This window comes from Micromonospora sp. S-DT3-3-22 (assembly GCF_015354745.1).
In the GTDB taxonomy this organism is placed as follows: domain Bacteria; phylum Actinomycetota; class Actinomycetes; order Mycobacteriales; family Micromonosporaceae; genus Micromonospora; species Micromonospora wenchangensis.
Map to the genome: position 1 here is coordinate 62,919 of NZ_JACGMO010000006.1, position 19,657 is coordinate 82,575.

13 protein-coding genes are annotated in these 19,657 nt (G+C 74.7%); 7 read left to right on the top strand and 6 right to left on the bottom strand.

The annotated features are described in order from the left end of the window. The first annotated feature begins 72 nt into the window (after window positions 1-72). The 7 genes from H1A17_RS02995 (at window position 73) to H1A17_RS03025 (ending at window position 10,612) form a co-directional block, all read left to right on the top strand. Window positions 73-756, top strand: coding sequence for a phosphoribosylanthranilate isomerase (locus tag H1A17_RS02995; protein WP_145919407.1), 684 nt, complete (start codon window positions 73-75; stop codon window positions 754-756). A gap of 5 nt (window positions 757-761) precedes the next feature. Further along, entirely contained in the window at window positions 762-1,454 is a 693-nt protein-coding gene (upp, locus tag H1A17_RS03000; protein WP_194821005.1) for a uracil phosphoribosyltransferase, read from the top strand. After that, window positions 1,451-2,365, top strand: coding sequence for an EamA family transporter (locus tag H1A17_RS03005; protein WP_145919406.1), 915 nt, complete (start codon window positions 1,451-1,453; stop codon window positions 2,363-2,365). The genes upp and H1A17_RS03005 overlap by 4 nt, the downstream gene beginning before the upstream one ends. 25 nt (window positions 2,366-2,390) lie before the next feature. Next, window positions 2,391-6,380 carry an amino acid adenylation domain-containing protein gene (locus H1A17_RS03010; protein WP_194821006.1) on the top strand — a complete coding sequence of 1,330 codons (3,990 nt, stop codon included), beginning with the start codon at window positions 2,391-2,393 and terminating at the stop codon, window positions 6,378-6,380. Window positions 6,381-6,468: 88 nt separating this feature from the next. Beyond that, window positions 6,469-7,491 (top strand): pseudouridine-5'-phosphate glycosidase, encoded by a 1,023-nt coding sequence (locus H1A17_RS03015; protein WP_145919404.1) that lies wholly within the window; start codon window positions 6,469-6,471, stop codon window positions 7,489-7,491. 5 nt (window positions 7,492-7,496) lie between these two features. Then, on the top strand, window positions 7,497-8,675 hold the full coding sequence (gene aroC, locus H1A17_RS03020) for a chorismate synthase (protein ID WP_145919403.1): 1,179 nt from the start codon (window positions 7,497-7,499) through the stop codon (window positions 8,673-8,675). A 209-nt stretch (window positions 8,676-8,884) separates the two neighbouring features. Beyond that, window positions 8,885-10,612: a ricin-type beta-trefoil lectin domain protein gene (locus H1A17_RS03025; RefSeq protein ID WP_194821007.1), complete on the top strand. Its 1,728-nt coding sequence runs from the start codon at window positions 8,885-8,887 to the stop codon at window positions 10,610-10,612. Here the strand turns inward: H1A17_RS03025 and H1A17_RS03030 are convergent. The 6 genes from H1A17_RS03030 to H1A17_RS03055 form a co-directional block, all read right to left on the bottom strand. Beyond that, window positions 10,609-11,580: a hypothetical protein gene (locus tag H1A17_RS03030; RefSeq protein WP_194821008.1), complete on the bottom strand. Its 972-nt coding sequence runs from the start codon at window positions 11,578-11,580 to the stop codon at window positions 10,609-10,611. The two genes, H1A17_RS03025 and H1A17_RS03030, sit on opposite strands and share 4 nt — an antisense overlap. Window positions 11,581-11,656: 76 nt before the next feature. After that, window positions 11,657-12,286: a sigma-70 family RNA polymerase sigma factor gene (locus tag H1A17_RS03035; RefSeq protein WP_228542817.1), complete on the bottom strand. Its 630-nt coding sequence runs from the start codon at window positions 12,284-12,286 to the stop codon at window positions 11,657-11,659. Between the two features lie 202 nt (window positions 12,287-12,488). Beyond that, window positions 12,489-15,839 carry an AAA family ATPase gene (locus H1A17_RS03040; RefSeq protein ID WP_194821009.1) on the bottom strand — a complete coding sequence of 1,117 codons (3,351 nt, stop codon included), beginning with the start codon at window positions 15,837-15,839 and terminating at the stop codon, window positions 12,489-12,491. A gap of 119 nt (window positions 15,840-15,958) precedes the next feature. Beyond that, window positions 15,959-18,229 (bottom strand): hypothetical protein, encoded by a 2,271-nt coding sequence (locus tag H1A17_RS03045; RefSeq protein WP_194821010.1) that lies wholly within the window; start codon window positions 18,227-18,229, stop codon window positions 15,959-15,961. Between the two features lie 6 nt (window positions 18,230-18,235). Continuing rightward, window positions 18,236-18,565 (bottom strand): hypothetical protein, encoded by a 330-nt coding sequence (locus H1A17_RS03050; protein ID WP_194821011.1) that lies wholly within the window; start codon window positions 18,563-18,565, stop codon window positions 18,236-18,238. Next, the gene (locus H1A17_RS03055) at window positions 18,562-19,644 is read right to left on the bottom strand and encodes a hypothetical protein (protein WP_194821012.1); all 1,083 of its coding nucleotides are present in this window, start codon (window positions 19,642-19,644) and stop codon (window positions 18,562-18,564) included. The genes H1A17_RS03050 and H1A17_RS03055 overlap by 4 nt, the downstream gene beginning before the upstream one ends. Between the last annotated feature and the right edge of the window lie 13 nt (window positions 19,645-19,657).

A 19,657-nucleotide genomic window follows, 5' to 3' on the forward strand; every position in this document is an offset into this window, starting at 1 on the left:
ATTGGTCGACGCACACGTGGGATCTCCGTCGGTGGAGATCCTGACCGGCTTTTCGCAGAGAGGGAGCAGCAGATGCAGGGACTGATCCAGGTGGCCGGGGTCATCGACCAGGACGAGGCCGACCTGATCTGCGCGGAGGGCGCCGACTGGCTGGGGTTCGCCCTGCGGCTGCCGGCGAAGAACGAGGACCTGTCCGAGGCCGACGCCGCGGCCATCGTCGCGGCGATCCAGCCCCGGCACCGGGGCGTCCTGATCACCTACCTGACCGAGGCCGACGAGATCCGGCAGTTCTGCGCCGAACTCGGCGTCACCGCCGTGCAGCTGCACGGCGACGTCGAGCCCGCCCAGCTGGAGAAGCTGCGCCGGATCGACCCCGACCTCTACGTCCTCAAGAGCCTGGTGGTCAAGGAGGACAACATCGACGAGCTGACCAAGATCGTCGACGAGAGCGCCGAGTGGGTCGACATGTACATCACCGACAGCTTCAACCCCGCAACCGGGGCCAAGGGCGCGACCGGTCTGACGCACGACTGGTCGGTCAGCGCCGAACTGGTCCGCGTCGCGCCCCGGCCGCTGATGCTCGCCGGTGGTCTGAATCCCGACAACGTGGCGGCGGCCATCGCGGCGGTACGCCCCGCCGCCGTCGACGCGCACACCGGCCTGGAGGGCCCCGACCGCCGCAAGGACCGCGCCAAGGTGCGCCGGTTCGTCACCGCCGCCCGCCAGGCGTTCGCCGACCTCGCCGGACAGGACTGAGAGCCATGACCGACACCGCCATCGCCCCCACCGTGACCGCCCCCGCCGTGACCGGCCGGCTGCACCTGTTGCCGCAGACCAACCGGCTGCGCGCGCTGCACACGGTCATCCGGGACCGCGACGCCTCCCGGGCCGACTTCGTGCAGACCTCCGCCCAGATCTTCCGGCAGCTCCTCGACACCGCCCTCGACCTGCTCCCGGTCGTCTCCCAGCAGGTGCGCACCCCGGTCGGGCAGACCTACCACGGGCTGCGCCCGGCCGCGCCGGTCTGCGGCGTGTCCATCGCCCGCGCCGGCGAGAGCATGGAGTCCGAACTGCGGGCCATGCTGCCGCAGACCCGGATCGGCAAGATCCTCATCCAGCGGGACCGGACGACGAAGCTGCCGCACCTGCACTACGCGGCCCTGCCCCCGGACATCGCCAGGTCCCAGGTGCTGCTGCTGGACCCGATGCTCGCCACCGGCGGCACCGCGCTGGCCGCCCTCGCGCTGCTGCGCGAGTACGGGGTCTTCGAGGAGGACGTCGTCTTCGTCACCCTGCTCTCCTCGCCGGAGGGCATCGGCGCCGTGCACGCCCACCACCCCCGGGTCCGGATCGTCACCTCCGCCATCGAGGAACGCCTCAACGCCGACGCCTACATGGTGCCCGGCATCGGCGACTTCGGTGACCGCTACTTCGGAACGGACCAGCCGCGATGAGGCGCGGCGGAATCGGCGACGTCGGACTCACCGCGCTGGCCCCGGCGATCTGGGGCAGCACGTACCTCGTCACCACCGAACTGCTGCCCCCGGGCCGGCCCTACCTGGCCGCCCTGGCCCGCGCCCTGCCCGCCGGGCTCGCCCTGATGGCGCTCGGGCGGGTGGTGCCGCGCGGCGCGTGGATCTGGCGGGCGCTGGTGCTCGGCACCCTCAACATCGGACTGTTCTTCGTGCTGCTCTTCGTCGCCGCCTACCGGCTGCCCGGCGGCGTCGCGGCGCTGATCATGTCGTTCCAGCCGATGCTGGTGCTGATCCTCGCCGCGCTGCTGCTGCGCGACCGCATCCGGCCGCTGCACGTCGTGGCGTGCCTGCTCGGGGCGACCGGGGTCGCGCTGCTCGTGCTGCGCCCGACCGCCGCGCTCGACCCGCTCGGCGTCGTCGCGGCCCTGGCCGGCGCGGCCAGCATGGCCAGCGGGATCGTGCTGACCAAACGGTGGGCCCGACCGCCCGGGGTGGGCGTGTTGCAGTTCACCGGCTGGCAGCTCACCGCCGGCGGTCTCGTCCTGCTCCCCACCACCCTGCTGATGGAGGGCCTGCCCGACCGCCTCACCGGCCCCAACCTCGCCGGACTGGCCTACCTGGGGATCGTCGGATCGCTGTTCGGCTACGCGGTCTGGTTCCGTGGCCTGGAACGGCTGCCCGCCCTGGCCGCGTCGTTCCTCAGCCTGGTCAGCCCGATCGTCGCCAGCCTGCTGGGCTTCGCCTTCCTCGACCAACGGCTCAGCCTGACCCAGCTCGTCGGCGGCCTGGTCATCGTCGCCGCCGTCGCCCTCGCCCAACGCAGGTCGTCCCCGCCGGCATCGCCACCCGCCACGGAGCCGGTGGCGTCACCCGCGCTGACCAGCCGGTGAGGCGTCACCCACCACAGGGGGAAGCATGCGCACCACGCCCGCCACCACCGACGCCCACGAACCGGGCACCGACGCCCACCACCCACCCGCCGCCACCCTGCCGGACCTGCTCGACGAGCAGGTCCGGGCGGACCCCGACGCGGTGGCCGTCCGGCACGGGCCGGACGGCGTCACCCGCCGGGAGCTGGCCCGCCGGGCCCGTGCCCTCGCCGCCCAGCTCCGCGAGCGCGGCGCCGGCCCCGACGACCGGGTCGGCCTCTTCGCCGAACCGTCCGCCGGGCTCGTCGTCGGGGCCTGGGGCATCCTGTACGCCTCGGCGGCCTACCTGCCGCTGGCCCCGGACTACCCCGACGAGCGGCTGCGCTACATGGCCGCCGACGCCCGGATCCGCCTCGTCGTCGCCCAGGACGACCTCGTCGAACGGCTGACCGACCTGGTCCCGCCCGACACCGCCATCGTGCCGCTGAGCGCGTGGCACGACACGTCCCCACCCGACGTGCCCGACCACCGGCCACGCCCCCGCGACCTGGCCTACGTCATCTACACCTCCGGCAGCACCGGACGACCCAAGGGGGTGATGATCGAGCACCGCAGCATCGTCAGCCAACTGCGCTGGCTGCGGGACACCTACCGGCTCGACGAGGCCGTCATCCTGCAGAAGACGCCGATGAGCTTCGACGCCGCGCAGTGGGAGATCCTCGCCCCGGCCTGCGGTGGCACCGTCGTCGCCGGCACCCCCGGCCTGCACCGCGACCCCGAGGCGATCATCGCGAGCATCCGCCGCCACGGCGTGACCGCGTTGCAGTGCGTGCCGACCCTGCTGCGGGCGCTGGTCGACACCGAACGCCTCGGCACCTGCACCAGCCTGCGGCAGGTCTTCACCGGCGGCGAGGCGCTGTCCACCACGCTGGCCGCCGACGTGCTCACGGCGCACCCCGGCACGCTGGTCAACCTGTACGGCCCCACCGAGTGCACGATCAACTCCTCGGCGTTCACCGTCGACCCGGCGGGGCTCGACCCCACCCAGCAGTCCGTGTCGATCGGCCGGCCCGTCACCGGCCTGCGCTACGTCATCGTCGACGCCGACGACACCCCGGTCACCGGCGACGCCGTCGGGGAACTGCTCATCGGCGGCATCCAGCTCGCCCGGGGCTACCTGCACCGGCCGGCGTTGACCGCGCAACGGTTCGTACCCGACCCGGTCACCGGCGAACGGCTCTACCGCACCGGCGACCTGGCCGCCTGGCAGGCCGACGGCACCGTACGGTTCGTCGGGCGGGTCGACAACCAGGTGAAGCTGCGCGGGTTCCGGGTCGAACTCGACGAGGTCCGTCTCGCCGTGGAGGCCCACCAGTGGGTCCGGCACGCGGGGGTGCTGGTCCGCGACGATCCGCGCACCGGGCATCCGCACCTGCTCGCCGTCGTCGAACTCAACCCGCGCGAGGCGGCGCTGATGGACCAGGGCCGGCAGGGCGCCCACCACCGGTCGAAGGAGAGCCGGCTCCAGGTCCGGGCACAGTTGTCGCACGTCGGGGTGCGTACCCCGGAGGAGCTGGCCGGGCGGGCGGTGCTCGCGCTGCCCGGGGCCGAACCCACCGCGAAGCAGGTGCGGCGGGTGTTCGCCCGCAAGACGTACCGGTTCTACGAGGGTCCGCCGGTCACCCGCGCCGACCTGCTGGCGCTGCTGCGCCCGACCCGGCCCGGCCAGGTGCCGCCGCGCCCGCTCGGGCAGCTCGACCTGGCCACCTTCGGGGAGATCGTCCGCTACCTCGGGCAGTTCGTCAGCGACGAACGGCTGCTGCCCAAGTACGGCTACGCCTCGCCGGGGGCACTCAACGCCACCCAGGTCTACCTGGAACTGCACCAGCTCTGGGGGCAGCCGTCCGGCTACTACTACCACCACCCGCTCACCCACGAGCTGGTCCTGATCAGCCCGGCCCCGCCCCGGCCCGAGCCAACCGTCCGGCTGCACCTCGTCGGTCGGCGGCGGGCCATCGAACCGGTCTACCAGAACAACATCCGCGAGGTCCTGGAGATCGAGACCGGCCACCTGGTCGGCCTGCTGGAACAGGTCCTGCCCGGATACGGGCTGGGCATCACCGCCACCGACCACACGCCGCAGACCGTCCGGCACCTCGACTGCGCCGACGAGGACCTCTACCTCGGCAGCTTCGCGGTCACGCCGTACGCCCCGCCGCCACCGGACGAGATCGACCTGTACGTCCAGGTCCACCCGGACCGGGGCGTGGACCTGCCCGCCGGGCAGTACCGGTACCACGGCGGTGAACTGGTCCGCCTCGACGACGCCCTGGTGCAGCGGCAGCACGTCATCGCCATCAACCAGCAGGTGTACGACCGGGCCGCGATCGGCATCAGCATGATCAGCACGTCGTCCACCCGGTGGCGGCGCTACGTCGACCTGGGACGCGCCCTGCAACGACTGTCCATGAACGACCTCGGCTTCGGCTTCATGTCCTCCGGCTACAGCTCCGACACCGGCCACGACCTGCCGTCGGCCCACCGCATCCGGGGCATCCTGCACCGGCACGGGCTGCCCGACGGGCCGTCGTACTTCGCCGTCGGCGGGCGGGTCAGCGCCGCCCAGGTGGCCGGCCGGGGCATGAAGGAGGACGTCGTCCACATGAAGGGTCCGGCGGAGCTGATCCGCGACGACCTGGCCGGTCGGCTGCCCGACTACATGCTGCCCAACAAGGTGGTGATCGTCGACCGGATGCCGTTGACCGCGAACGGCAAGACCGACCTCACGGCGCTCGCCGCCCGGGTCGCCGACGACCCCGGCCCGCAACGGCCGTTCGTGGCGCCCCGCACCGACCTGGAACGCCGCATCGCCCGGCTCTGGGGGGAGGCGGTCCGCCAGGACGACGTCTCCGTCCACGACGACTTCTTCGCCTGCGGCGGCAACTCGCTGATCGCCGTCGCCCTGATCAACCGGCTCAACCGGGTGTTCGGCGCGGCGCTGCCGATGCAGGTCATCTTCGACAACCCGACGGTCGCCCAGCTCGCCCGGCGGGTCGCCCGACGCGACCAGCAGGGCGGGTCCCGGCTGGTGCCGTTGGCGCGGGGCCGGGAGGGACGTTCCGTCTACTGCTGGCCGGGCCTGGGCGGCTACCCGATGAACCTGCGGCTGCTCGCCGGCACCGTCGGACGCCCCTTCCACGGCGTGCAGGCGTACGGCGTGAACCCGGGCGAGGAGCCCTACCGGACGATCGCCCGGATGGCCGCCGAGGACGTGCGGGCGATCCGGGAGCGGCAACCCCGGGGCCCCTACACGCTGTGGGGTTACTCGTTCGGCACCCGGGTCGCCGTCGAGGCGGCGTACCAGTTGGAGCAGGCCGGCGAGCAGGTCGACCAGCTCGTCCTGATCGCCCCCGGGTCACCCCGGGTCCGGGTGCCGGTGACGCCGGGCGCGGCCGACACGGCGAGCTTCACCAACCCGACGTACCTGGCGGTGCTGTGTTCCGTGTTCGCGGGCACGGTCAGCGGTCCGGTGATCGAGGAGTGCCTCGCCACCGTCGTGGACGCGGAGAGCTTCACCGCGTTCGTCCAACGGCACTTCCCCACCCTGGACCTGCCGCTGGTCCGCCGGATCACCGGGGTCGTCGCCCGGACGTACGGGCTGCGGCACACCGAGGCCGAACTCGCCCGGCGGCCGGTGCGGGCCCCGGTGACGGTGCTGCGTACCCGGGGCGACCAGGAGTCCTTCCTCGACACCGCCGTCGCCCGCCGCTCCCTGTCCCCCGTCGTCGTCGACCTGGCCGCCGACCACTACGGGGTGCTGCGCGAACCGGGGGTGCACCAGGTGGTGGCGGCGCTGCCCGCCCGGTCCCGCCGTCGCCCGGTCCGCCCGCACGTGAGCATCACCCACCTGCCGATCGCGCTCACCGACGAGCAGCACAACCGGCTGGTGACCGCCGTCACCCGCGCCATGACCCGGGCCTTCGGCTGCGACGAGGACGCGGTGTCCATCGCGCTGGAGGCGGTCCTGGAGGAGTGAGCGGTCCCGGCCGCACCGAACCCACCCCGCACCCGTCCTGCCCGAAACCGGTCCCGACGCGCCGGACCGGACCGACCGAGGAGCCAGCATGACACGCAAGGTCCACTCCACCGTCGAGGTGCGGTTGAGTGAGGAGGTCGCCGACGCCCTCGCCGAGGGGCGGGCCGTGGTGGCGTTGGAGTCCAACGTGATCACCCACGGTCTGCGCTACCCGGACAACGCCGCCACCGCGCACCGGGTGGAGGATGCCGTCCGGGAGGGCGGCGCGGTGCCGGCGACGGTCGCGGTCGACGACGGGGTGATCCGGGTCGGCATGACCGCGGCGGACATCGAACGGTTCGCCTCCACGCCGGGCATACCCAAGGTCAGCGCCCGCGACCTGCCGGTGGCCCTCGCCCGGGGCGGCATGGGCGCGCTGACCGTGGCGAGTTCGCTGATCGCGGCCGACCTGGCCGGCATCGCGTTCTTCGCCTCCGCCGGCATCGGCGGGGTGCACCGGGGCGCCGAGACGAGCATGGACATCTCCTCGGACCTCATCCAGTTCACCCGTTCCCGGGTGGCCGTGGTGTGCGCCGGGGCCAAGAAGATCCTCGACCTCGGGCTGACCATGGAATACCTGGAGACCCACTCGGTGCCGGTGGTCTCCTACCGCTCGGCCGACTTCCCTGCCTTCTACTGCGTCTCCAGCGGCATCCCCAGCCCCTGCCGGGTCGACGACGCGACGGTCGTCGCCCGCGCGGTGGAGAACCACTGGGCCCTGGGCAACCACAGCTCCTTCCTGATCACCACCCCGGTCGACGCCGCCGAGGCCGTGGACGACGCCGAGGTCGACCGGGCCATCGAGGAGGCGATGGTGGCCGCCCGGCGGGACGGGGTACGCGGCAACGCCATCACCAAGTACCTGATGCGCGCCGTCGACGCGGCCACCCAGGGCCGGTCCTCCCGGGCCAACATGGCGGTGCTGATCAGCACCGCCCGGACCGGGGGTCACCTCGCCGCCGCCCACGCCCGCCACCTGGCCGACCTCGGGAGCCCGGCCGCCGCCGACGCCCCGTCGCCGGCCCCGGCCGCTGCCGGGATGGCGCACGCCCTGCCCGGTCTGCGGGGGTGACCGCTGTGTTGCGTTGGCTGACTGCAGGTGAATCGCATGGTCCGGCTCTGGTCGCGTTGTTGGAGGGGGTGCCGGCCGGGGTGGCGGTGACGACCGGTGACATCGCGGGTGAGTTGGCGCGTCGTCGGTTGGGTTATGGCCGGGGTGCGCGGATGGCGTTTGAGCAGGATGTGGTTGAGGTCGTTGGTGGTGTGCGGCATGGTGTCACTCTGGGTAGTCCGGTGGCGGTGCGGGTGGGGAATTCGGAGTGGCCGAAGTGGCGGACGGTGATGGCCGCTGATCCGGTTGATGCGGGGGAGTTGGCGAGTCAGGCGCGTAATGCGCCGTTGACGCGTCCGCGTCCGGGTCATGCTGATCTGGCGGGGATGCAGAAGTACGGTCACACGGATGCGCGGCCGATTCTGGAGCGGGCGAGTGCGCGGGAGACTGCCGCGCGGGTGGCGGTGGGTGCGGTGGCGAAGGCTCTGGTGAAGCAGGCGGTCGGTATCGAGATCGTGTCGCATGTGGTGGAGCTCGGCTCGGTGGTCGCGAAGCCCGGTTTGCGGCCGGTGCCGGAGGACGCGGAGCGGATCGACGCGGATCCGTTGCGGTGTCTGGATCCGGAGGCGAGTGCGCGGATGGTGGCGGAGGTCGACGCCGCGAAGAAGGCCGCGGACACCCTCGGTGGTGTGGTGGAGGTCCTTGCCTATGGGGTGCCGCCGGGTCTGGGGAGTCATGTGCAGTGGGATCGGAAGCTTGACGCCCGGTTGGCGACGGCGTTGATGTCGGTTCAGGCGATCAAGGGTGTGGAGATCGGGGACGGGTGGCAGCAGGCGCGGTCGCGGGGTTCGGAGGCGCATGACGAGATCGTGCCGACGGCTGTGGGGGTGCGTCGGGTGACGGATCGGGCGGGTGGTTTGGAGGGTGGGATCACGACGGGTGAGCCGGTGCGGGTGCGGGCGGCGATGAAGCCGATCTCGTCGTTGAACCGGGCCTTGTCGACGGTGGATGTGACCACGGGTGAGGCGGCGACGGCGATCAACCAGCGGTCGGATGTGTGTGCCGTTCCCGCCGCCGCCGTTGTCGCGGAGGCGATGGTGGCGTTGGTGTTGGCGGAGGCGGTGGTGGAGAAGTTCGGTGGTGACTCGGTGGCCGAGATCCGCCGTAACGTCGCCGGCTACCTCGACACCCTGATCATCCGGTGAACGCGAGCAGCGCAGCGCAGCCGAACGGAGGGTCAACCCGGTGACGTCCGGCAGGTCGGCGGCGCGCCGACCTGCCGCCGGCCCGGACCACCCACCCCGGCAGCGCCACGATCACCGGCACCCGGCAAACTCCACGCTGATCCGACTGAACCTTCGGCTGGCTCGGTGCGTTGAGAGGTCGAAGCCACAGCCTGCCGAGGAGCGCACCGGTGCCACTGACCTCCACGTCCCACCGCCAGCGGCTGGAACGACTCGTCGGTGGGGTGCGGCAACGGCTGTCACCACTGACCAGCGTCGTCCGACGAGGGATGTCCCGCCTGCCCGGCCCGCCGATCGTCGCGCGGATCGTCGCCGGCCTGATGGCGCTGGCGCTCGCCGTCCTGGCCGGCTTCGCCGCCAGCACCGGGTTCGGCACGGCCACCGCCGAAACGGTGGAGGGCAAACCGGTCCCCGCCGACCAGGTGCCACTGATCGCCCAGGCCGCACTCTCCTGTCCGACCCTGACCGCGCCCCGGCTGGCCGGTCAGCTCATGGCCGCCTCCGGGTTCGTGGCCGACGCCCGCACCGACGACGGCGGCTCCGGGGTGGCCGGCCTCACCGACGAACTCTGGCAGCGGTGGCTGCCCTGGCCCGACGCGCCCCGGCTGGACGTCGCCGCGAACATCGTCGCGCTGGCCCACCACATGTGCGACCTCGTCGGGCAGGTGTCGCACGGCGACATCGACGGCGACACCTGGCAGCTCGCGCTCGCCGCGCACCGCTCCGGGATGCCCGCCGTCCAGGCCGACCGGGGCGTCCCCGACACGGCAGCAGGGTACGTGCGGACCGTCGTCGGCTACGCCGAGTGGTACTCCCGGCAGCCCGACTTCGACCCGGACGCGGCGGACGCGTCACCGACGCCCGCCCCACCCGCGCCACCCGCCGGCAGCGCGCCGCGGCCCATCCCCGACGAGCACCTGGCGGCGATCCTCGCCGCCGGCCGGACCTGCCCGGCGGTGACCCCGGCGAAGATCGCCGGTCAGCTCATGGCGGCGTCGGGGTTCAACCCGAACCTGCTCGGCCCCAACGGCGCGCAGGGCATCGCCCAGTTCCTCCCCACCGTGTGGAGCCGCTACGCGACCGCCGGCCAGTCACCGTGGGACGCCGCGACGGCGATCGCCACGCTCGGCCGGACGATGTGCGCCCTCACCACCGACCTGGGTGGGCTCACCGCCGACCCGTACCCGCTCGCGCTGGCCGCCTTCCAGTGGGGGCCGGGGGTGCAGGCCGGCGGCGCACCCGACCTGGGCACGGTGGACGAGATCGCCGGCCGGGTCCTCGCCTACGCCGCCTTCTACGCCCAGGACCCCCGGCTCGGTGGGCGTCCGTCGCCGCGTCCCCCACTGCCGGACACCACCCGGGGCCCGGTGCTGGCCCTGCCCACCCCCGCCGCCCCCACCGTCGCCGGGGCCGCCCCGGGGCGGCCGAGCGCCGCCGCGACCAGGCCGGCCCCGGTCGCCACCCGGTCCACGCCGGCCGCCGCCCGCCCGACCACCGCGCCGCCGGCCGCGGCCACCGCCGGTTACCGCATCCGCGGGTACGGCGGGACCTGTGTGTACGCGCCCAGCGCCGTCGACGGCCAGCAGTTGGTGGTCTGGGACTGCAACGGCTCGGCCCGGCAGAAGTGGACGTTCGGCGGCGACGGCACGATCCGGATGGGGTCGCTCTGCATGGACCTGGCGGACGCCTCCAGCGCCGACGGCACCCGCATCCAACTGGCGACCTGCAACGGCGGCTGGGCACAGAAGTTCTGGATCAACGGCTCCGGTGATCTGGTCAACTCGGCGATCGGCCGGTGCGTCGACATCCGGGACTGGTCCACCGCCAACGGCACCGGCCTGCAACTGTGGACGTGCACCGGTGAGGCCAACCAGAAGTGGACGCGGGTGAAGGTCTAGCGGGGGCCGGCGGGGCGGCCGATCCGGGCCGACACCAGCGCCGTCCCGTCGGTCTCCGCTACGGCGAAGAACGCCAGCGTGTCGACGACGGCAGGGATCTCCCCGGTGACCTCCTGCGGCCCGGCCGTCGCCGTCCACTGTGCCACCTGGTAGGTGCGGGTGTCGGCGGCGACCGCGTAGAGGCGGTACTGCACCCCCGCCGTCAGGCCGACCACCGTGGCCCGTACGTCGGAGACCGGTCCGGGGCCGTCGGTGCGGGCCGAGACGGTGACGGACAGCCGGGTGGCCGCACCGACCCCCTCCACCGTCACCCCGGCGTTGACCGGGTTGACCGTGGACTGTCGGGCGTCGGGTGCGCCGCCCTGCTGCCGCTGCCCGAGCGTGACCCCCAGGGACACCGCCGCGACCATGGCGAGCGTGCCGGCGACGAGCCACCGCCGTCGACCCCGCCGGGCCCGGTCGGGCGCGCGGCCGGCCGGACCCCGCCCGGCCGCGTCCCGGGAGGGCGGCCGGTCCTCCGACCCCGGACGCGACTGCGACGGACCGGCTGGGGCCGCCGACGGACGCGATGCGGCGTCGACGGCCGGCGAAAGTTCGGGGGCCGGCAGCGACCCGGCGGCCGGTAGAGCCTCGGGGGCCGGCGTGACGCCGGGGGCCGGGGCGGCGGGGGCCGCTGAGACGGTCGGGAGGGCGGGAGCCGACTCGGCCACCGAGGGGGCGGGGGCGGACTCGGCGGCCGGACCGGCGCGCAGGTCGGCGATCTCGCTGGCGGTGAGCCCGGAGAACGCCCCCACCAGGGGGCCCAACCGGTCGCACTCGTCGAGGCAGACCGTGCAGGTGCCGAGGTGGCGTTCGAACTCCCACTCGTCCTGCGGATCGAGGTCACCCCACAGGTAGGGAGCGCACTGCTGAAGGGGGGCGTGGGCCAGCGGACCGGGGGCGTCGCTGTCGCTTCGGAGGTCGGTCATGGCCTGTCAGCTCTGCTCGGGGAGGCAGCGCCTCGCGGCCCCGCCGCCGCAATCGTATGCCATCGCGGTCGTCGCCTCACGCACCGTCGACCTCCCCTATGACGGCGCGCAACGCGCGCAGGGCGTAGTGGGCGCGGGACTTGACGGTGCCCTCGGCGATGCCGAACTCCGCGGCGATCTCGGCGGTGGAGAGCCCCCGGAAGTAGACGGCCTCCACCACCCGGCGGTGCTCGACGCTGATCCGGGGTAGGGCGTCGCGGATGGTCCGCGCCGTCACCACCCGCTCCGCCACGTCGGCGGTCGCCGGCATCCGGCTGAGGTCCAGCGCGCCGACCTCGGTCGGGCGGGCCTGCCGGGCCCGCGCCACGTCGATGGCGACCCGGCGGGCCACGGTGAACAGCCAGCGCCGTTGGGTCTCCAGGTCGGCGGCGAGGCTGTCGATGCTGCGCCAGGCCCGCATCATCGTCTCCTGGAGCAGGTCCTCGGCGAGCTGCCGTTCACCGGAGGCGAGCCGGAGCAGGAACCGGAACAGCGGCTCGGCGTGTACGGCGTGCAGCTCCCGCAGTCGCGCGTCGGGGGCCAGGTCGGCGGCGGGTGGCGGGGGCCCGGCGTCGACGGCCGACGCGTCCACGGTGTCGGCTGCCGCCACCCCGATGCCGGCCCCGCCCGGCGCGTCCGCGTCCGGCCCGCGAGAAAGACCTGCCAACCGGTGCCTCCCCAGCACGCTCACCGTCCGCGCGACCGGCCGCGCGGGCGCGCCCGCACCTCCGGTCCCACGTCGATCCAGGAGAGCATACGGGGCACCGTCGGACGCGCTGTCGCTGATGCCGCCCGTCACCCGACGGCGCAACCGGTGCCGATACGGACGGTCCACCGGCCGCAGCCGCCACACCGTGCCGCCGGGTCGGTCAGCCATGCGACGCCGTCGCGGGGGTGACGTCCTCGGCCCGCAGGGTACGCAGGTCCGCGACGGTCGGCCCGGTCAGGCCGCGCAGCCGGCCCGCCTGCCGGGTCACCGCCTCGTCGAGCACCTGGCGGGCGTACCGGCCGTTGCCGAAGGCCGGACCGTGCGGGGCCTGCTCGAAGTGCTGGCGCAGCGCGGTCAGCGTGTCCCCGGGGCAGTCGTACCCGCCCGCGCGGGCCAGCCCCTCGAAGATGGCGACCAGTTCATCGGCGGTGTACGGGGCGAAGTGGACCCGGCGGGAGAACCGGGAGGCCAGGCCGGCGTTCGCGGCGAGGAACTGGGCGATCTCCGCCTCGTAGCCGGCGACGATCACCACCACCTCGTCGCGGTGGTCCTCCATCAGCTTGACCAGCGTGTCGATCGCCTCCCGGCCGAAGTCGTTGCGGGCGTCGGGTGGCGCCAGCGTGTACGCCTCGTCGATGAACAGCACCCCGCCCCGGGCCCGTTCGAACGCCTCCCGGGTGCGTTGCGCGGTGTGCCCGACGTACTCGCCGACCAGGTCGGCGCGGGCCACCTCGACCAGTTGGCCGCCGCGCAGCACCCCCAGCGCGGTCAGCAGTTGCCCGTAGAGGCGGGCGACCGTGGTCTTGCCGGTGCCCGGTGGCCCGGAGAAGACCAGGTGCCGGGAGACCGACGGCGCGGGCAGGCCGGCCCGCACCCGGGTCCGGACGGCGGCCAGCAGGTCGATCAGGTCGGCCACCTCCTGCTTCACCGCGTCCAACCCGATCATGGCGTGCAGCCGGGCCAGCAGCGCGTCCACCGCACCGGCGGGCGGCTCGTCGTCGGCCGGGCCGGCCGCCGCCTCGTCGAGATCCTGCGGCAGCAGCTGGGCCAGCTCCACCCCCGAGGCGGCACCGCTGCCGGACAGCCGGAACGCCTGCCGGCTGACCATCTCCTCGAAGGTCTGCCGGGCCACCCGGGCGTTGCCGAAGGAGGCGGTACGCGGCATCGACTCGAACCACGACTCCAGGGCGAGCCGGGTGTCGTACTCCAGGGCGTAGTGGTGGTCGCGGCACAGCCGCTCGACGATCTGCACCAGCTCCGGGGAGGTGTAGCTCTCGAACTCGACGGTCTTGGAGAACCGGGAGGCCAGTCCGGGGTTCGCGGCGAGGAAGGTGCGCATCTGCGCCGAGTAGCCGGCGACGATCACCACCACCTCGTCGCGGTGGTCCTCCATCAGCTTGACCAGGGTGTCGACCGCCTCCCGACCGAAGTCGTGCCCCGAGCCGCCGCCGTCGACCGGGGCCAGGGTGTACGCCTCGTCGATGAACAGCACCCCGCCGATCGCCTCGCGGAACCGTTCGGTGGTCTTCACCGCCGTACCGCCGATGTGTTCGGCGACCAGGTCGGCGCGGGCCACCTCGACCAGTTGCCCGCCGGGCAGCACGCCGAGGGCGGCCAGGATGCGGCCGTAGAGCCGGGCCACGGTGGTCTTCCCGGTCCCCGGCGCACCCGCGAAGATCATGTGTCGGGACATGGGTGGGGCCGGCAGTCCGGCGGCGGCCCGCCGCCGGCCGATCCGGTGCAGCCCGACCAGAGTCGCCACCTCCCGTTTCACCCCGGCCAGGCCGACCAACGCGTCCAGTTCGGTCAGCAGCGGCGCGGCCGGGTCGTCGGCGGGCCCGCCGCCGGCCGCCGGCACCGCCGGGACAGGGTCGGCGGCCCGGGCCGGCACGGGCGGGTCGGGGCGCACGGCGGGCTCCGGCGGCCGGTGCGGCCCGTCCGCCGCCGGACCCGGGGGCGTGGGGTCGCCGTCGGTGCCGACGAGTTCGACGGCGGCGGCGTCCACCGTGGTACGCAGCCGACCGCCCCCGTTGCCCCGCAGCTCGGTCTCGATCAGCCGCACCGGTCGGCGCGTCTGCACCAGCACCCCCGGCCCGGTGTTCCCGAACACCTCACACCCGGTCACCTCACCCTGCGAGTCCACGGCGAACCACATCCCCGGCCCGTCGCTGCCCCGCACCCGGCTGCGCCGCAGCTGCACCGTCGCGCCATGCCGGGCGGTGAGCCCGGCACCCCGGCTGCCGAGCACGTCCACGCCGGTGGCCCGCAGCCGGCCGGCCGCCACCACCAGCCCGGTGGCGCAGTCGCGCAGCGTCATCCCCTCCACGGCCAGTTCCCCGTCAGTCACCAGCACCCCGGTCGAACCGGCGTCGGTCACCGCACCCCGCAGCGCCCGCAGCCGGGCCGACTCGGCGACCCGCAGCCCGTCCTCGGTCGGCGCGGTGACCGTCAGGTCGTCGACCTCGGGCCGGGAGGTGCCCCGGGCCAGCAGCCCGGACCGGGTCCGGACGACCGTCACCCCCCGGGCAGCGCCGGTCGCCGCGTCGACGAAGAGCAGCCCGACCCCGTCGGTGGCGGTCAGCGTGCCACCCTCGATCCGGGGCGTCGCCGTGCCGCTGACCACCACGGCCGCCCCGGTCGTCGTCTCGACCCGCAGCCCCAGGTAGCTGCCGGTGGCACCGGCCTGGACGCTGAGACCGTGCCCGCTCTCGGCTCCGACGACGCAGTCGCGCAGCGTCGGGTCGGCCGTCCCGTCGACCAGCACCACCGGGCCGGTCGCCGTACGCAACTCGCAGCCGGTCAGCTCGGGGCTGCCCCCGGTCACCAGCACCGGGGGGCCGGCGGTGTCCACGATCCGGGTGTCGACCAGTCGGATCGTTCCGTCCTCGACCAGCAGGCCGGGGCCGTCCACGGCGGTGACCACGCACTGCTCCAGCAGCCCCCGTCCGCCACCGGTGCACAGCACCCCGCTGCCGCGTACGTCGGTGATCGTGCAACCGCGCAGCACCGGGTCACCGCCGGCGACGGCCACCGCCACGGTGCCGATCCCGGCGACCGTGGTGCGGGTGACCTCACCGGTGCCGGCGCGCTCGAACAGCAGGCCCGCACCAGCCGGGTTGCCCACCCGGGAGTCCCGCATGGTCAACTCCCCCCGGGGCACGTGCACCGCGACGACCCCCCCGGCCCGTACGCCGCACCGGGTGAGTTCCAGCCGACCGCCGCCGACCTGGACGGCCGGCAGGTGCCCGCCGCCCCCGAGCAGCTCGATCCCGTGCAGGGTCACCTCCCCCGCGCCGACGAAGAACGCGACACCGTCACCGCCGTCGATGGTGACCGTGCCCGGCCCCTCCTCGGCGATCAGCGTGACGTCGCCACCGAGTTGGATCTGTTCCCGGTACACCCCCGGCTGCACGACGACGGTGGCGCCGACCGGGGCGACAGCCAACGCGCCGGTAATCGTCGGTTGACAGCCCGACTCCGTCTGGGAAACCGCCAGCACAGTGCCGCTCACCCCGCACCACCCTCTCGTCTGGTTCATCGCGCCTGGTCGTGCGGCACCGGCTCGTCCCGTGCCGTCCGCCGTCTCCCGCACCGGGGCCACGGCAGCCCGGCGTCCGACGCCGTGCGCGCTCACCCCGACGGCAGGGCGAACAGCCGCCCGGCCGGGTCACATCCGAGCCCCACGGTCAACGGCGTGGTGCGGCCGCCCGACCCGGCTCCCGCCGCGACGACGGCCCGGAGCCGTTCCAGCGTCTGGTCACCGCCACCGGACGGCCGCCCGGCCGGCACCTCCCGGAGGAAGACCCGCCGCAGCTGCCGCTCCTGCGCCGGCTCCTCGGCCAGCACCTCGAAGCAGGTCCCGGCGGGGAAGACCGCCGCGCCATCGGCCCGGGGCGCCGTTCGCCCGCCGACGGGGCCGGCACCGGCAGGGCCGGTACGCGGACCGGCGGCGAGGCCGCCCAACCGGCGGGCGCCGATGGACCAGATCACGAATTCCGCTACGGCGTCCGGCGCCGGCGCGGGCACCGGGTCGACGTCGAGGAAGGCCGGCTCGACCAGGACCACGCCCGGTTGGTAGCCGACCGCCGGCAACACGGTCGCCGCGCGGAAGACCGGGCCGAAGACCACCGGCAGGCGGCGCAGTCCGTAGGCCACCCACCGGGCCAGCACCGTCGGGTCGGCGTCCGGGTCCGGATCGGCCTCGCCGCGCAGGATCGCGTTCACCGTGTCCCGCGCACCGGTGCAGTAGGCGCGGACGGCGACCAGGCCGGCCGGGAGGTCCGGCGCACCCATCGCCGCCACCCGCAGCCCCGGTTCCTCCGCCAGGGTCCGGGTCACCACCTGGGTGTACGAGTCGTAGCGCCCGGCGAGGATCCGGCGCAGCGCCATCCGGTCCTCGGCGGCGGGCTCGGCCCCGTCCGGACGCAACGGCACCGGTACCCGCTGCTGGCCGGCCGGAGGCGTCACCGGCGTGCCCGGCCGGGGTGCGACGTCGGCGGTCGGCAGCGGACCGGAGCCGTCACCGGGCGAACCGGGCGAGATGCCAGGCGGACCGGGCGAGATGCCTGCGCCGGACAGCACGGCGGCCGGGCCGATCGGGCCGACGGTCGGGTCGGCCCCGACGTCCACCGGGCCGGGTGCACCCGTGGCCGTCGGCTCCGCCGCCGGGGCCGGTGCCCGCTGGACCGCAGTCGCCTCAGCCGGCTCGACCCACAGCAGGTCGGGCCGGGGAACGCGGAGCCGCTGCCAGTGACTCACGAGGTCCGGCAGCACGAATGCCGGGTCGACGGCCGACCCGAACCGCCCGACCAGGAGCACCTCCGGGACCCGACGCGGGGCCGCCGGTGCCGGACCGGACGGCGGGGCCACGTCGGACGGCAGGGCCACGTCGGACGGCAGGGCCGACGGGGAGGGGGGCACCCGGGGTTGGGCGGGCAGCACCGGGCCGAGGTCGGTGACCATCCGGGCGGCACCGGCGGTGGTCCGTGGATGCCAACGGCGGAAGGTGCCCGGGGTGGTCAGCAGGCCCGTCGCGGTGACCGTGACCCGGGCGTCGCTGGCGACCACCGGACTGCCGAGCGCGTCGGCGAGGCTCCCGAACAGCATCCCGGCTGCCGCCGGGTACGGCGCGCTGCCGCGCAGCACCACGGGCCGCCCGTCGACCCGGACGGCGGCGAGGTGATCGGCGAGCACGCCGGGCGGCACCGGACACCCATCGACCCGGAAGCCGCCCGCGCCGATCGCCACCTCGACGAGGAACACGGCGAGGGGCACCGGGTCGGCTGGTCCGGGGTCCGACGAGTCCAGGAACGACCAGCCGCCCGGGACCGGTCGCCCCGGCGGCGACGCGGCGACGGCCGGCGGGGACGGTTGCTCCCGGGACGCGGACCGCGGGACCGGCTCGTCGCCGGCCGGGGCGGCCCCGGACTGCTCGGGGTGGTCGGCCGGCCGGGGCGGGCCCGGGATCGGCGCACACCATGCGGCCGGCGGGTCTTCCGGCCGGACCGGTCCGCCGTCGGTGACGACCCACTGTCGTGCGGTCGCCACGGCCCGGGTGGACATGGCCGGGGCGTCCAGCGGCACCACCCCGTCGATCCCCAGATCCGTGGCGAGCCCGGCCGCCAGGTCCGACACCGCCACCGGGTCGGCGTAACCACCGAGCGGGACGAGGCGGAATCCGACGGCCGATCCGCCGAGATGGCGGGGCAGCAGCTCGGCCAGGAGGCGGAACAGGTCCGGCCGTCCCGAGACGGTCGGCGAGCAGAGCACCACGGTACGGTCCGGGTCGGCCGGCAACCGGGCGGCCACCCCGGTGAGGGCGGCGTACGGCTCCGTCTCGCCGTGCACGAGGAGCACGTCACCGACGACGGCGGCGTGGACGGTTCCGGGAGGCTGCTCCATCGCCGGTTATCCCGCCACCGGTCCACCCGCGTGGGCCGCGCCCGCCCGCACACCGGTGGTCGGGTCGACCCGGTTCGCTCCGGGCGCGGCACCCTGGTCGTGCCGTTGCGCTGCGGGCAGGGTGCCGCGGTGGGTGGGCCCGGGGGCGCTGCGCGGGCCCGGCGTCCAGGTGCAGGGCGGGGTGAGGTCGTTCTCGGATCGGGGCCGGTCGGCGAGGAGGTCGTCGGGTGCACCGGCGGCGGGCACCCCGGCAAGCAGCCGCGCGGCGGCGTCGGTCAGCCGGATCTGCCCGGCGACCCGCAGCAGGAGCCGGTGCAACGCCGACGGCACGCTCATGCCTCCACAACGTGGGGCTCGCCGGGGTGGTTCACCGCGATCCGTCCGGCGTCGCACATCGCCGCGAAGAGGTACGACAGCGAACGGTGCACCGCCACCGCGTCGACCGTCGGGGCGGTGTAGTCGACCGCCCGGATCGCCGCGAGCAGTTCCGGATCGGGGGCGAGCCCGTACTGGTCGGTGTAGTAGGTGACCGCCTCCGACCACAACCACCGCCCGTCGCCCCGGACGCCCGTCGGCACCGGGTCGGGGTTGTGTTCCGGGTCGAAGACGTCCGCCGACCGCTGCGGACTGGTCAACAGCGGCACCCCCGCCCCCAGGTAGGCGGCGACCCGCTCCGCCTCGTCGTCGGTGAGCGTGCCGGGCGGCGCGGCGGGGTCCGGCGGGACGGCCATCCGCAGCGGCTCGGCGGGGCGGGCCGCCCAGAGCAGCGCCGAGAAGGCCAACGCACGCCGCTGGTACTCCGGCAGTTCCGCCGGGTCGACGAACGCCTCCACCAGCGGATGCCGCTCACCGGCCGCCTCCAGGGCGGACCCGACCCGGGCGGCGATGGTGACCGGGTCACCGCCCTGCACCAGGTAGAGCCGTTTCGGTGCCGGATGCCGCGCGTCGACGGCCGGGAACCGCCAGGCCCGCCAGAGCCCCACCGCCCCGGATGCTGCGGCCACGGCGGCCCGGTCGAGGTCGTCGGGCCCGCCGGGGCCGTCCCCTCCGACGGTGAGATCCATGCTGTACGGCACCCGCGCACCGGACTCGGTCAGCACCGACGGGCCGACCGGGGCCATCCCGTACGGCACCGGCGGCGCCGGGTCGCCGGTGGGCGACCTGACCAGGGCGCTGCCGTCCGCACCGGCATCGTCGAGGATGCCGGCGAGCAGGGCGCTCTCCGCCCCGGTGAGCGGGAGGGGTCCGCTCAGGCAGGTGAACGCGACCGCCTGCGCCACCTCGGTCAGCTGCCCCGCCGCGAGCCACTGCCGGGCCGCGCTGACCAGCTCGTCCGGGGCCTGCCCGGCCAGGCGCAGCAGGAGCCGGTGCACGGCGGTGCGCCGGTCGGTGGTCGGCTCGGTCGTCGCGGTCACGCCTCCACAACGG